Here is a 13,810-nt window from a genome sequence, read left to right as displayed (position 1 = left end):
TCAAAAAAAATTTTAGAATATTTATTGAAAATAAAAGTATTAATACATAATTCTATTGTCATTCTTTGGAACTAAATGTAATATTTTCAGTAATAGGTCTAATGGATGGTGAATGAATTGGAGATTACCCAGCATTTATTGTTTAACTTGTCTCTATTACTCATTTTTATTTTCATATGTATTATCTGGTCTTTAAAAAGAAAAGATCCTGCTTTAATTTCTAAAAGAGCAGCGATTGTTTGCGGCATCGCGGCAATATGGGCATGTATAGCGCTTGCTTACGAACTGACAGACACAACTCGTTTTGATTTAAGAGAAGTACCTGTAATAATCGGCGGCCTATACATGGGGATAGGACCTATTCTTTCATTGGCAATTATCTTGTTAAGAGGGTTGCACGGTGTAGATACTGGATTCTTTTTAAATATTTTAATATATGGACCCCTCGCTATACTGTTGTGGGGTGTTTATCCATTGTTTTGGAAGAAGAGCCCAAAGCAGAGGATTATCATCTCGGTAAGTATAACCTTAATTACTAGTTTAGCAACTATCGCCACGATGGAAATCAGTAATATAGTCTTGAACCGGTTTGATGCTTACTTTGCTTTTCTCGTTATACCGCCGCTGGGAATGCTGATCACATCGTGCACAATTGAATTTGTCAGATCGAATCTTATGATGAGACAACAGCTATTTAAATCAGAAAAATTAGCAGCTGTCGAACAAATGGGAGCGGCGATTTCTCATGAGATCAGAAATCCTCTGACTGTTTCAAAAGGATTTGTTCAGCTTCTAGAAGAGGAAACTATTCATCCTGATAAACAGAAGGAATACTTAAATTTAATAAGAGAAGGTCTAGATTCTGCAGAACAAGTTATTCAAGACTATTTAACGTTCTCCAAACCTACCATTGAATCTATGGAAGAACTAAACGTCCAGCATGAGCTTAGCCAGATTATTTCAATATTAATTCCTACAGCAAATCAGCACTCTGTACTTGTTACAGCAGAATTTTCACCCTCCGCATATGTTTCAGGCGACAGGCAAAAATTCAGGCAATGCATGTTAAATGTAATAAAGAACGGGATAGAGTCTATGCCTCATGGAGGAAAACTTTTTATTGAAGTACATAAGGATAATAAATTAATTACGATAAAAATCAAAGACACGGGTATAGGCATGACGAAGGAACAAATTAATCGTTTAGGGGAGCCATATTACTCAACAAAAGGCGCCAAAGGTACTGGTCTTGGTATGATGGTGGCTTTCAGTGTGATAAGGGCTATGAACGGTACAGTTCAGATTTCTAGTGAACTAAAAAAAGGTACAACCTTTTCATTCCAATTCCCCGCACATATTCTAGATAAAAGATAAAAACAGCGCGCTTCTACAGGAGGTCACTGAAAAACCGGTTGAAATCAGCAAAAAAAAACAAGGACTTCGCATGGAATTCACTTGCGAAGCCCTTGTTTTTTATCCTTGCCTTTAACTTCATGATTCTTTTTAAATTGCCGCAAATATCGTGACGAAATCTTGCATTTCCATGCCAACCAACCCGAGGATGATGCCATATCATACCCGTTACAGAAAAAAGGTCAAATCAACTCATTAATGCGAGATAGTTTGATCCTTCTTTTGAATTTGTGATACAAACATGTAGTGATTGGAGCGGAAGGGTACTGACTCCAGCGGGACGAGTGGGACAGGTGAGACCCATAAAGGCGCGTTGCGGCATGGGGCTCACCGCCCGCCCCGCGGAAAGCATGGTACCCTGGAGCGGAGATCACCGCCTCAAACCTTCTATTGATATGGACTTTTTCAGTAGGTTCTGCAGCGTGCTGTTTTTTTTTACTATATATTCACCAAACATCGAACCATAATGGTCCTTTGTCTTCAGGATCGCCATTATAATTAACAAAGATTTCTTCACCAGCTTTAATTCTTTTGAGTGCAATGAAATCAACGGTTTCTTCTTTAAGATTATTTTCAAACATGGCATTGGGAGAATAAGAGTGGTTAAACAATGACCCATATCCGAGCGCGATCGCTACATGATCATAATTTTCTCCCCAGTTAAAGTAATAGTTACGCAATGCTGTTTTTTTAAGCTTTTTATATTGATCGCCGGGGCATACAATGACAGGTGCCTGATGAATCAATTCGCCTTTTTGAATAGTGCGTGAAGCAAAAATTCCTCTGCCGTAACGGGATTTTTTTATTTCAATCAATTTTTAGTCACCGCCATTCTTCTTCATTAAAAAAAATCATGTCATCATAAGGTATGAAGGATGGGGACTTAAAGAAAGTGCGTGTGCCTACTTATTAAAGATATAAACAAAAAAATAGTGCGCAGAGAAGCCGCACTATTTATTCGTATTATGTTTATTTACAATCTGCTTTAATTCCGTCCAATTCGTCAATCGAGGAAATTCCAGATGCTGATTATAGGATTGGTCCCTGACATACAGCTGTACAGATTCATTGGTAAGCGTCTCTAATACATTGGGTTTATCGTCAAAATAATAATCTAAATTCAGCTCTTTGATGGTATGTATCTTTTCTTCATCCTTCATACCACAAAAGAATCTGCCTTCTTGTACAGGAAATCCAGCTTTTTCTACCCAATTTCTTGTTTGTTCACAATGTTTAGCAGGTCTAGCTGTAATATAGTAAATTTCATGGCCCTGCTTATGAAGCTCTTGGAGCACTTCTACTGCATCAGGATATGCTGGACAATCACTGAAATAGATTTCTTCCATGGATTCGATCCATAATTGGTTGCCTTCCTGTTTTGAAAGCCCGAACGGCTCATGAATCTCTAACGTCTGGATCGTATGAAAAACATCAATGGGAAGATCTTGTTTCAGTTTTTTATTATAAATATGAAAAGCATGTTCTCGTAAGCTTATTAAAGTATCGTCAATATCAAAACCTAATCGCATGGGCAAAACCTCTTAATTGTATTTTGGATAACCGGTAAATTTAAAATCTGGACCGATTTGAGTAACGTGCAGATCAGTCAATTCAATGGCATCTACCATTTTATCAATTCCTGTGCCTCCAAAGAATGAAGGAGATCCCTTGCCGCCGATCAATTTCGGCGCCATATAAAAAATAGTTTTATCGACAAGCCTGTTCTCAAGAAAAGCTGCGTTTATCGTACCGCCACCTTCAATTAGAAGGGAAGAAACAAGGTTCTCTCCTAATATTTCTAGCACACGAACTGGATTTACTTGTGAGGTATTGGTCATGAATACTTTAGCTCCAAGTTCTTCAATTTGATCTTTCTTTTCTTTAACATGGTTTTCAGTAGTAAAAACCCACGTTTCAGCTTGATGATCGTTAAGTACTTTTGATTCTAAAGGGATCTTTAGTTTTGAATCCATGATCACACGTATTGGATTGCGGCCGTTTGGTATTCTTGTTGTCAGTTCGGGATCATCATGGATCACTGTATTCACTCCAACGAGAATGGCTTGATTTTCGTTTCGGAGCTTATGAACATCCTGTCTTGCTTCAGCGGATGTGATCCATTTGCTGTTATTCGTATGACTCGCAATCTTACCGTCGAGTGTTATTCCTGACTTTAGAGTAACAAATGGGATTTTTTGTACAATAAATTTATTAAATACTTCATTCATCTCACGTGATTTTTCTTCAAGTATACCGACTTCAACCTCAATACCGGCATCTTCTAGTATTTTTACGCCACGTCCAGAAACGAGAGGGTTAGGATCGAGTGCTGCAATAACAACCTTCTTAATACCTGCTTCTACAATGGCAACGGCACACGGTCCTGTTCTCCCGTGATGTGAACAAGGTTCAAGTGTAACATAGATTGTTCCACCCCTTGCTTTCTCACCGGCCATTCGTAAAGCGTGGATTTCCGCATGAGGTTCACCAGCTTTAAGATGCGTTCCCACTCCTACGATCCGGTTCTCATTCACAATCACAGAACCTACAAGAGGGTTAGGATCAGTCTGGCCTTTCATAGCCATAGCATTATCTAACGCCAGTTTCATATAAAATTCATGATTGCTCATCTGGGAAAGTCCCTTCGTCTTCTAAGTGGCCAGAGCGGTTAATCTTGGTTTGGAGATACTTTTCGTTGAATTCAGAGATATCTCCCCAGATCGGTGTCCTGCCTGAAACCGGTAATCCGGCTTTTATAAGTGCATCTAGTTTTTTAGGATTATTCGTGATTAAAGTGACAGGTTTCGTACGCAAAGCTTTTAAAACTTCAATTGCATCATCATAGTTTCTGGAATCATCTACAAAACCTAAACTTTCATTTGCTTCTACAGTATCTTGTCCATTTTCTTGCAGGACATAAGCCATCGCTTTACTGAACAGACCGATTCCGCGTCCTTCATGGTTTGCTAGATAAAACAACGCGCCTGTACCATGTTCGGTTATCATTTTCATGGACTGCTTAAGCTGATAGCCGCAGTCACAGCGCTTGCTGCCAAAAATATCTCCAGTATGACAAATAGAGTGCATACGAATGAGTGCATCTTCGCTGTATTCAAAGTCACCGTATACTAAAACACTGGATTGCTGATATTCGGCCAGGTTTGATGAAGACAATTTTTTAATAATCTCTTCAAAGTTGTCGGTGTGCTCACAGCCCTCCAGCCAGCTGTACCATTTGAACACAACGGTTTCACCATTCAGATTAACAGGGAGCCTTATAGGTCCGACCAAGTAGATGGCTCCTTCTCCTTTTTTTATCACTTGTATTTTATCTTCTAGAATAGAAAGAACTTTATTGTTGAAAGTACTTTGTATCATAATCATTTTCCCCTTTAGGTTTGCGTAATAAAACAATTCGAGTATACGTCTATTTTATACTACATAAATCGTTTGCAAGAAGTGTTTTGCTCTTATTGGAAAAAAAAAGCATTGAGTCGCCGCGTGAAAAGGGGACTCAAGCTATTATTCAAAAACATATTTTTTATGGAAGATATACCGATTTGACATGATTCAGCTTAAAATAAACAGCTTCTCCATTAGCATTGATCAATTCGATCAGGTTACCTTTTCCATTCTTGAGCAATCCTATTTTATCTGGATCCTCACCCATATCAAAAACTGCAATCTTCCCCTCGAACTTCTTTAATTGTTCCTCGAATGAACGGCTAAGGGAAGAGGTGTCAGGAAGTTCGAATTGAACAGAATAGGGTGATGTATTCTGTTCATAAAGAGTCAGCCATTTCAAATGTGCCAATGGAATATAAATCAGTTTATATACGGGTGAATAGAGTACTAAATAATCGCTTAATACATGAATGATCGTCCCGTGAAGCGTTTTTTTCCCTATGACATGTATCTGAGTGTTCAACCCTTTGGCATTTATTAAGGTGCTGCGGTATGAAATGGGTGAATCATCTTCAGGTGAAAACGGCAGTATTGCAGGCTGTTTCGTGTCCTCGTTATCCTCTTCAATAAGCACTGCCTTTTGGACGTGCAATAGAGGGATATAGAAAAATTTTTGTCCATCAAAAAGGACTAAAATGTCATTTCCAAAATCGGTCAGAATTCCTTTAAAACTATGTCCGGTTATTTTTAATTTTATTTGTTTATTTAACATGCTGCTAAAATGGTTCAATTACGATCTACTCCTATAAATATTCATACGTTTTCCCAGAAGGTCAACTTAAGATAAAAATGAAATGGACCCATGTATACAGCAATAGTAAGGTTACGGCTAAAGTGAGAGGGATCGCTATTAACGATATCCGCAGATAGTCCTTCCATTTTATTTTAATTTTGTTTTGTTTTAAAAGATGCATCCATATCAATGATGCCAGGGTCCCGATCGGCAGTAATAGTGCACCGATGTCACTGCCTGCTATACTCGCCAGATACATTGTTTTTAACGTGATAGGATCAAGGTTCATCTCTGTCAATGTTATGGTTCCTATCAGCAGAGCAGGATGGTTGTTAAATAGATTTGAAAGGAGTGTAACCAGCCCTCCCATTAATAAGGTCGCCTGAAACATACCTTGGTCAACGATCGGTTCGCAAATTATCAGGAGCAAATCAGTAAGTCCTGTATTGTGAAGTCCGTAGATGATTACATACATAGAAAAAGCAAAAATAAGAATGTGCCATGGGGTTTTCTTTAAAATATCCATGGGGTTTGTTCTGAGGTAGTACCATCTCCATATTAACAAGACCACTGAACCGAGGACTGCAATAAGTTCGATGGGGATAGACAAGAATGAAGCAATAAAAATTGAACACCTGATCAATAAAACAAACAATAAGATCTTTAACATAAACTTTGTCCGCTGTCTTTTTGTTTCAACAGTTACTGTTCCTTTAAGAGGGTGGAACTTCTTTGTGAAAAAGGATTGTTCTATATCATACGTCAAATGCGGAAGTTTTTTTGGCAGCCTTTTTTTCACTAGAATATACATCAGATAAGACATGAAGAGAAGGCCAAGCGTAGCTGGCACAATCATCATCGCTGTGTACATATAAAGGGTCATGTCCACTATTTTTAAAGAGATTAGATTTACAATGTTGCTTACCCCGATCGGAGTGCTGGATGCTGTGGCAGTAAGTGCGCCAGTCAACAGGTAGGGTATTTGATGATGCGGTTTCAACCTGAAATTTTTGAGAAGCAGAATCAGTATCGGAGTGGTTATTAAAATACTTCCGTCATTATTAAATAAAAGGGTCATTAGAAAACATAACAGTTGGATGTACCAATATAGGCGGTATCCGGAACCTTTAGCCAGACTGGCAAGGCGGGATGCAGACCAATGAAAAAAACCAAAGCTTTCAAGAATAACTGCCATGACGATAGTTGAAATGATGGTGATCGATGCTCCGCCAATCTTATGAAGGATTTCAAGTACATCGGTTTGAGTTACTATGCCTGCAATCAGTATGATGCAGGCTCCTATCGCAGCTGGCCAAGCCTCGTTGATGCCTTTTGGTCTCCAAAATATAACTAACATAGTCATAAGGAAGACGAAAACGGAAATCATGATGTGAAGATTCATTGACGTTCTTCGTCCCTTCTTTCTTTTATAATCAATAAGTGAATACTTGTCCTACATTATATGAAAAACAATCACTGGCGACTGTATACTAGACTATAAAAGTAAAAATGGTCATATCGACCAGCTGGAATTTGTTAGTTATATGACCATATAAGTTCAGAAGGATATGATTTTTAATAGTCAGAAGCAGAGGAAATACACCTCTTTTCCACAAAGTACCTGTTCAGTTCCATTCGACCAGACGGTAATCTAAATAAGTAGATAAATAGATTAATCTGGAGGGAACTGTGAAAAAGTTTGTTTTTGTTTTAACGATAGGTTTTTTTCTTTCTATTAACGGTGCTAAAACTTCATATGCAGCAGACACTCTGACAGTGGGTACCGTTTCTGAGGAAAAAGCAGCTATTTATGAATTGCCGAAATTAAATTCAAATATAGTAACGAATCTTGTGAAGGGTGAAGAGTATCCGATCCTTGAAAAAAGGGACGCTTCTCCTTCAGCTCAGGTACATACTGTTAAGAAGGGAGATACATTTTATCTCATCGCAAAACAATATGGAATTACCGTCAGTGAGCTGCAAGATGCAAACCATATATTCGGTACACGACTATATATCGGACAGCAGCTTGCGATTCCACAAGAGATGCTGAGTCATCGCATAAATATAAAAGATTCATTATGGAAGATTGCAAGAAACTATCATGTTTCCTCAGATATCCTAATAAAACATAATGGTTTAAAGGCTATTATTCTTGAAACTGGAAATGAGCTGAAGATTCCATCTAGTTTTTACAAGGTAAAGCTTTTAGGAAGTAAGACAGGGTGGATTCCTAAATCAAATGTTGATATTGAGGAAGTAAATCGTTTTAACCTAGGCTGGAAGTACAACGGAACAGATGATGTTTATAAGAAGCAGCTGAAGATAGATGGGTTAGATGTAGTCTCACCAAGATGGTATACATTAAGCAAAACAGAATTAGTCAGCATGAATGCAGATGAAGGCTACGCCCATGCAGCTGTCAAAGCGGGAAAACAAGTGTGGCCTCTCTTTGGAAATAAGTTCGATCCGGAAATGACAAACTTCATACTTTCAAATGCTGATAAACGCCATAAAGTGATTGAGATGATAAAAAATTCTCTGCTCCGTACTAAGAGCCAGGGAATTAATGTGGATTTTGAGAACATTGATCCTAAGAATAAGCAAGATTATGTGGTATTTATTCGCGAACTTAGAACGGCAGTTGAACCTTACGATATTGTCGTTTCCGTTGATGTGAGCAGGGAGAATGCAGATCCATTCTGGTCTGGCAGTTTGGATAGAGCAGGCCTCGGAAAAGCTGCTGATTATATTGTTATGATGGGGTATGACGAACATTGGGCAAGCAGCCCAAAAGCGGGTTCTGTTGCATCTATACCTTGGACTCGTGAAGGAATTGAGCTTTTAATGAAGGAAGTTCCTGCTCATAAAATTGTATTGGGAGTACCGTTTTATACACGTGAATGGATCACAAACGCAACCGGCCAAGTAAGAAGCATCGACAGGACAATGCTTGAAACAGAAAAGCTGATTCAGGTAAAAGGACTGAAGAAAAAGTGGGATAGCAAGACATCGCAAAACTATGTTGAGTTTATGGAAGACGGTGAAAAACACCAGATCTGGGTGGAGGATAAGGATTCCATGAAACTTCGTTATGATCTTGTGGAGGAGTATAACTTAAGAGGGACTGCTGCGTGGTATGTAGGTGGAGCCTCAGAGGATATTTGGAATATATTGAAATAGAGGATTGATTATTTTGAAGCTGACTTTAGATGAAAAGTCAGCTCTTTTTATGAATGCATTTGTAAAATATTGTTAAATTATGTGATAATAGTTTATTTATTTGATGAGGTTCATTTTTTATGTGATGAAGCATGATTTTTATATGATCATGCTTATTTTTTATGTGAGTGGCAGTTTCATTTAATAGGTGCCATCTGATAACAAAATTACGTTAAAATAAAAAATGGAAATAAATTCATATGTTATGCAACTTTTTATAATGGGTCACCGTCTAACAAACGATTAATACTTGGGAGGGCGACATATGTGGTAAAGGGCAATACGGCCGTAAAAGAGTATCCAAAAAGTGAAATTGATCAATTAAATTACCTTATGGATGAATACGGTGAAGAAATTAAAAGATTAGCGTTCACGTACACAAAGAACTGGCAGCAGGCTGAAGATATCACACAAGAGATTTTTATAAGTGCTTATAATCACCTGAATGATTTTCGCGAACAATCAACAATTAAAACGCGGATTTACCGAATCGCCATAAATAAATGCAAAGATTATGTGCGAAGCTGGCATTACACGAAAACGTTGTTAACCAACACGTTTTATCAAAAATCAAACAGTTTGTCCCCAGAAGAAGAATATCTAGAATCCGAGCAAAAAGAGCAGATCAGCAAACTCATCCTCGAGCTTCCGATCAAGTACAGAGAAGTCATTATCCTATATTATTTTAAAGAGTTTTCCCTTGAAGAAATTGCTGCAGCTTTAGACAGCAATCTAAATACTGTTAAATCCCGTCTGAGAAGAGCGAAAAAAAACTTGGAAACCAAAATGGATAGGGAAGGAGGGGGTTACAATGGATAAAATGCTTAAAGAAATGAAAGATGACTTTGAGAATTATTTGAATGAAGATAAGGTCTTCACAGAACAAGAAAAGAGAAGAATTATAAATCAAGTGAGATTTTCAAGTGCAGAAAACAAGAGACAGATGTTTTTTCCAAAAGTTATTAGTTCGGTTACATTGGTATCTCTTTGTGCTTTAATCGTTTTTCTAGTCTTAAACTTCACTGATGCAGGCGAGAAAAATCAGCCTGCAGATCTACATAAAGAAAAAACGATTGTTAAAAAAGATCCTGTAGAAAAAGAAGAGCCCGTAAAAACCCTCCCTAAATACAGTGATAAAGAAATACTAGATAAAGTATACTTTCTTCAAAATAATATTGTGATGGGCATGGCGGAAAAAGAAGTGATTAATCTTTTAGGAAATGATTATATGGAAATAGATAACTCAGATAGCGAAAGCGGCTCTGTTAAACAAATCGGCTACAATTTTTTAGTCAGTGATTCAGCTGATCTGCTTAACATATCACACGAAATTGCTGTTGAGAGTATTTATAATAGAGAAATTGGAGTTCAGTTCTATGTCGGTCTTTCAAATCAATACGAAGTACTTTGGACGACAATAAATTTTGCAGAAGGTGATTCTGTGCTTATGATGTCGAAAGGAAGGAATGGCCGTACAACAGAGAAAATATATCCTGAAACTAACGATGATGTCATTAGATTCGCCTTAACACCAGAGGAAGAAGTTATTTATCAGAAATTCTTGCAAGACATTGATGAGAAACACCTCAAAGATGTAAATCCGATATCCATTGCAAAGCTATATGTTCAAGCACAATTAGATAAAAGATACGATGCAAAGTATGCGCTTTATACAGATCGTGAAGGATATATCCAATGGACGAAGGAAGAGGACGAAAGTTTTCCGGAGTCTGACCGAGGCACAATCATACAAACTCTAACAACTTTTAATAATATAGATGCAGGCAGCTTTATTCCAGACGGAAACTATGGTGGATATATTGAGTATGAAGCAAGTAAGGATGCAGATGCTAAATCTGGTTTTAAAATGATAAAGGATGAAGACGGTATATGGAACGTTGCATTTATGCCGATTCAATAAACAAAGAGCTGACCGAGTTAATTGGTTAGCTCTTCTTAATTTTAGGAGGATAAATGAAGAGGTGCACCGAAATAAAAAATGAAACATATCAAGTTTGTCGAAAAGTCTATAAATTAGTAATTAAGCATAGAAATTATTATTATGGTCTAGAAAAGTAAATTACAGCTTAGAAATGAAAATTACGGCTTAGAAATAAAAATTACAGATTATAAATAATTTAAAGCTGTAAAATTAACTAAAAAATGAGGTGTAACCATGGATAAAATGCCATCAGCTTACGAATATGCGGATTATTATGCTTCTTATGTAAAATTAGTTCCTCAGGGTGATATTATCCAGATCTTAAGGGACCAAATGAAAGAAACAGTGGCCCTGCTCAGCTCACTAACCGAACCACAAAGTGAATACAGATATGCAGCGGGGAAGTGGAGTATTAAAGAAGTTATCGGACATATTACTGACACAGAGAGGATTATGAGCTACAGACTTCTTTCTATTGCAAGAGGAGAAAAAGCATCTCTTCCAGGCTATGATGAAAATGTATATGTAGCGGAGGCTAATTTTGATAAACAATCATTAAAAGATCTTCAGGATCACTTTGCATGTGTACGCCAGTCAACTATTCATCTCATCAAAAGCTTGAGTGATGAATCCCTTTCACGCAGGGGAACTGCAAATAATAGTGAAGTTACAGCTCAAGCCCTGATTACGATTATGGCAGGTCATGAACTGCATCACCGAAAGATTATTCAAGAACGATATTTGAACCTCTAATTAAACAAACGTTTAAAAAGGGGCTGTCCCAAAAGTAAGGTAAACTTACTTTTGGCAGCCCCTAATTTTTTATTTTTTTTCAAAATAAAAAATAAATAAAATCGTCAACATTTAGTTATCTAATCGAGTTTATTAGATAATCTACTATTTTATAACGATGTACGTTATCTAAATAAGTTTAAATAAAATGAGGCATGACTTTAAAAGTTTTTATACTTTTGAGTCAGCCCCTTTCTTTTTGTTCAGCCATTAACTTCTTTCGCGACCCGGATTCCTGACTCAACAGCACCTTCAATCCAACCGTGTTTCAGTGTAGTATGTTCACCAGCAAAATGAAGCCTGCCTTCTGGAGCTTTAATGGCATCGTATAATTCACTTTCCTGATAAGGTTTAAACAAAGCAAAGCAGCCTCCCGTGTTGGGGTCGATTGACCAGCTGTGGGCATGCCCCGTTACAAAATGATGAAAGACCTGCTCACCATGAAAATGTGATAAAAAGTGGAGAGTTTCTTTGACTCTCATCTCGTTCGTAGCACTTCTCCATGGTACCGTATCATCCTCCCATGTATAACTTCCTAAAACAATCCCTGATGAAATGCCTTTTTTGTTTTTGTTTGGGTAATAAGTGAAGCGTGATGAAAAGTCTGTAACGGATTTGCCTCCTGTTAGACCGTTTTTTTCCCAGAAGCGATGTTTGAATTCAATTCCTATTTTAGTTGAAGGAACATAATGAAGCTCTCTAATCGCTTTTCGTTTGTGATAAGAAAGAGCATTGAAAGGCTCAATGTGCACAAAATTGAGTACGGAAAACGGGATCGTGATGATGACTCGATCCGCTTCAAACATATAGCGGTGCAAGGTTTGAGGGCTTTCGGTGTATAAGATGACTTTATTTTGATCGTTTACAATGCGAACTAGCTTTTGACCAAAATAAATATGGTGTCGCAGTTCCTTAAGAAAAGCGCGCGGAAGCAAATCGTTTCCGCCTGTTATCTCTATATATTTCAAATCTGGTTTTATAAAAATGATCAGAATATCCCGGAGGACTTCGAGAAAAGACAGTTCAGGAAGTCCTTCGAGGGATAGGAGAACTTTAATCTTGTCGATTGCACCAGAAGATAAAGATCTTCGGAAAGGGTTGTGTCTTAAAAAGTTGTCTAAAGAGTAATGCTGAAAGTTTTGAATGACGATCGGCCAGTGTTTATCAGGATCTTTATCTATAAACTCTATTAATGGCTGCACAGCGTATCGCATAAGCTGCTCAGCGGTTTTTCCTTTTTCAGTTTCGGCTACAGGGAAACGAAGGATTTCTGGATTTTGATTGTACATGCTCTGATTAGTTCGAACACCATTCACATAGATAATGTCATGAGGGTTGCTGTTGATAAATTCATTTGTAGGCAAATTAAACTTTTTAATGTATTCCATAACCAGTTTATGGGTTTCAGGAATACGCATCGCTCCAGCTTCAAAATAATGACCATGTGAAAAGGGAGCTCGTATCGTATAGACCCGTCCTCCGACACGATGGGAAGATTCAAGGATTTTAACATCATGACCGGCAGCTTTTAGAAGGGAAGCGGCAGTCAGTCCAGCCATACCAGCTCCTACTATGATAATTTTTTGGGGAGAAGATGTTTTGTTTAACCCAATTTTAATCGTGTTCAGCATCTCTTCGTCTGTTAATCGGCTGAAGTTCATAGATTCTCCCCCTGTAACTCTTTTTCATTATTTTGTTTTAATAATGTATTTCATGCTTTTGTAAAATATTAATTTGTAAATAAAACTAAACGGCAGCCGCTCAGGGCTGCCGTCTTCATATTATATTTGCTTAATTTCTACAGGTTTGACCAATACACTTTCTTTGTCAGGATACGTTTTCTCAATATGCTGTTCTCCCCAAGCGCATAGAGCATCCAGAATGCCTTTTAATGACCATCCGTACTCTGTTAAAGAATATTCAACACGAGGTGGAACTTGATTATAGACTTCGCGCAGAATCACGCCGTCTTCCTCTAATTCACGCAGCTGCTGCGTCAGCATTTTTTGTGTTATACCTGGCATCAATCTTTTCAGTTCTCCGGTTCTTCGCTTTTCTTTTATAAGGTGGCATAAGATTACCACCTTCCACTTTCCGCCAATCACTTCGAGTGCAGCTTCGACAGGAATATTATATTTTTTCATGAGCTAAAAGCCTCCAGTATTCAATTATTACTTTTTAGTGCCTACATTACTTTAAAGTGCGTACTTACTTAAAGTTCGTATATAAAACATAATAACATC

Annotated in this window: 13 protein-coding genes; 5 read left to right on the top strand and 8 right to left on the bottom strand. The window is 37.6% G+C overall.

The window, feature by feature from the left end:
* Positions 1-105: 105 nt before the first annotated feature.
* On the top strand, positions 106-1,374 hold the full coding sequence (locus tag UN64_RS13620) for a sensor histidine kinase (protein ID WP_245802023.1): 1,269 nt from the start codon (positions 106-108) through the stop codon (positions 1,372-1,374).
* 485 nt (positions 1,375-1,859) lie between these two features.
* Here UN64_RS13620 and UN64_RS13615 read toward each other — a convergent pair whose 3' ends face one another.
* The 6 genes from UN64_RS13615 to UN64_RS13590 form a co-directional block, all read right to left on the bottom strand.
* Positions 1,860-2,228, bottom strand: a complete 369-nt coding sequence (locus tag UN64_RS13615) for an SET domain-containing protein (RefSeq protein ID WP_077363566.1) — start codon at positions 2,226-2,228, stop codon at positions 1,860-1,862.
* Between the two features lie 135 nt (positions 2,229-2,363).
* Positions 2,364-2,942 carry a 5' nucleotidase, NT5C type gene (locus UN64_RS13610; protein ID WP_077363564.1) on the bottom strand — a complete coding sequence of 193 codons (579 nt, stop codon included), beginning with the start codon at positions 2,940-2,942 and terminating at the stop codon, positions 2,364-2,366.
* Positions 2,943-2,954: 12 nt separating this feature from the next.
* On the bottom strand, positions 2,955-4,043 hold the full coding sequence (gene ribD, locus UN64_RS13605) for a bifunctional diaminohydroxyphosphoribosylaminopyrimidine deaminase/5-amino-6-(5-phosphoribosylamino)uracil reductase RibD (protein WP_077363562.1): 1,089 nt from the start codon (positions 4,041-4,043) through the stop codon (positions 2,955-2,957).
* On the bottom strand, positions 4,030-4,791 hold the full coding sequence (locus UN64_RS13600) for a GTP cyclohydrolase II (RefSeq protein WP_077363560.1): 762 nt from the start codon (positions 4,789-4,791) through the stop codon (positions 4,030-4,032). The genes ribD and UN64_RS13600 overlap by 14 nt, the downstream gene beginning before the upstream one ends.
* Before the next feature lie 163 nt (positions 4,792-4,954).
* On the bottom strand, positions 4,955-5,608 hold the full coding sequence (locus tag UN64_RS13595; RefSeq protein WP_077363558.1) for a hypothetical protein: 654 nt from the start codon (positions 5,606-5,608) through the stop codon (positions 4,955-4,957).
* A gap of 43 nt (positions 5,609-5,651) precedes the next feature.
* Complete coding sequence (locus tag UN64_RS13590; protein WP_077363556.1) at positions 5,652-7,013, bottom strand: arsenic transporter; 1,362 nt, start codon at positions 7,011-7,013, stop codon at positions 5,652-5,654.
* 287 nt (positions 7,014-7,300) lie between these two features.
* Between UN64_RS13590 and UN64_RS13585 the strand changes: the two genes are divergently transcribed.
* The 4 genes from UN64_RS13585 (at position 7,301) to UN64_RS13570 (ending at position 11,528) form a co-directional block, all read left to right on the top strand.
* Positions 7,301-8,794, top strand: coding sequence for a LysM peptidoglycan-binding domain-containing protein (locus tag UN64_RS13585; RefSeq protein ID WP_077363554.1), 1,494 nt, complete (start codon positions 7,301-7,303; stop codon positions 8,792-8,794).
* Positions 8,795-9,100: 306 nt separating this feature from the next.
* On the top strand, positions 9,101-9,652 hold the full coding sequence (locus UN64_RS13580) for a sigma-70 family RNA polymerase sigma factor (protein WP_245802022.1): 552 nt from the start codon (positions 9,101-9,103) through the stop codon (positions 9,650-9,652).
* A complete protein-coding gene (locus UN64_RS13575; RefSeq protein ID WP_077363552.1) occupies positions 9,645-10,754 on the top strand; it encodes a hypothetical protein in 1,110 nt (369 codons plus the stop codon). The genes UN64_RS13580 and UN64_RS13575 overlap by 8 nt, the downstream gene beginning before the upstream one ends.
* A 255-nt stretch (positions 10,755-11,009) precedes the next feature.
* A complete protein-coding gene (locus UN64_RS13570) occupies positions 11,010-11,528 on the top strand; it encodes a DinB family protein (protein WP_077363550.1) in 519 nt (172 codons plus the stop codon).
* A gap of 242 nt (positions 11,529-11,770) precedes the next feature.
* Here UN64_RS13570 and UN64_RS13565 read toward each other — a convergent pair whose 3' ends face one another.
* Complete coding sequence (locus UN64_RS13565) at positions 11,771-13,228, bottom strand: flavin monoamine oxidase family protein (RefSeq protein ID WP_077363548.1); 1,458 nt, start codon at positions 13,226-13,228, stop codon at positions 11,771-11,773.
* A 120-nt stretch (positions 13,229-13,348) separates the two neighbouring features.
* Entirely contained in the window at positions 13,349-13,711 is a 363-nt protein-coding gene (locus UN64_RS13560; protein ID WP_077363546.1) for a winged helix-turn-helix transcriptional regulator, read from the bottom strand.
* Positions 13,712-13,810 lie beyond the last annotated feature (99 nt).

The sequence above is a fragment of the Fictibacillus arsenicus genome (assembly GCF_001999465.1).
Classification (GTDB): Bacteria; Bacillota; Bacilli; order Bacillales; family Fictibacillaceae; genus Fictibacillus; species Fictibacillus arsenicus.
The sequence above is the reverse complement of the archived record's forward strand: the minus strand, read 5'-3'. Positions and strand labels throughout refer to the sequence as shown.

Coding starts and splice junctions, on each gene's coding strand:
- UN64_RS13570 (WP_077363550.1), top strand. CDS start 11,010: ATGGATAAAATGCCATCAGCTTACGAATATGCGGATTATTATGCTTCT.
- ribD (WP_077363562.1), bottom strand. CDS start 4,043: ATGAGCAATCATGAATTTTATATGAAACTGGCGTTAGATAATGCTATG.
- UN64_RS13590 (WP_077363556.1), bottom strand. CDS start 7,013: ATGAATCTTCACATCATGATTTCCGTTTTCGTCTTCCTTATGACTATG.
- UN64_RS13565 (WP_077363548.1), bottom strand. CDS start 13,228: ATGAACTTCAGCCGATTAACAGACGAAGAGATGCTGAACACGATTAAA.
- UN64_RS13610 (WP_077363564.1), bottom strand. CDS start 2,942: ATGCGATTAGGTTTTGATATTGACGATACTTTAATAAGCTTACGAGAA.
- UN64_RS13560 (WP_077363546.1), bottom strand. CDS start 13,711: ATGAAAAAATATAATATTCCTGTCGAAGCTGCACTCGAAGTGATTGGC.
- UN64_RS13620 (WP_245802023.1), top strand. CDS start 106: ATGGTGAATGAATTGGAGATTACCCAGCATTTATTGTTTAACTTGTCT.
- UN64_RS13600 (WP_077363560.1), bottom strand. CDS start 4,791: ATGATACAAAGTACTTTCAACAATAAAGTTCTTTCTATTCTAGAAGAT.
- UN64_RS13575 (WP_077363552.1), top strand. CDS start 9,645: ATGGATAAAATGCTTAAAGAAATGAAAGATGACTTTGAGAATTATTTG.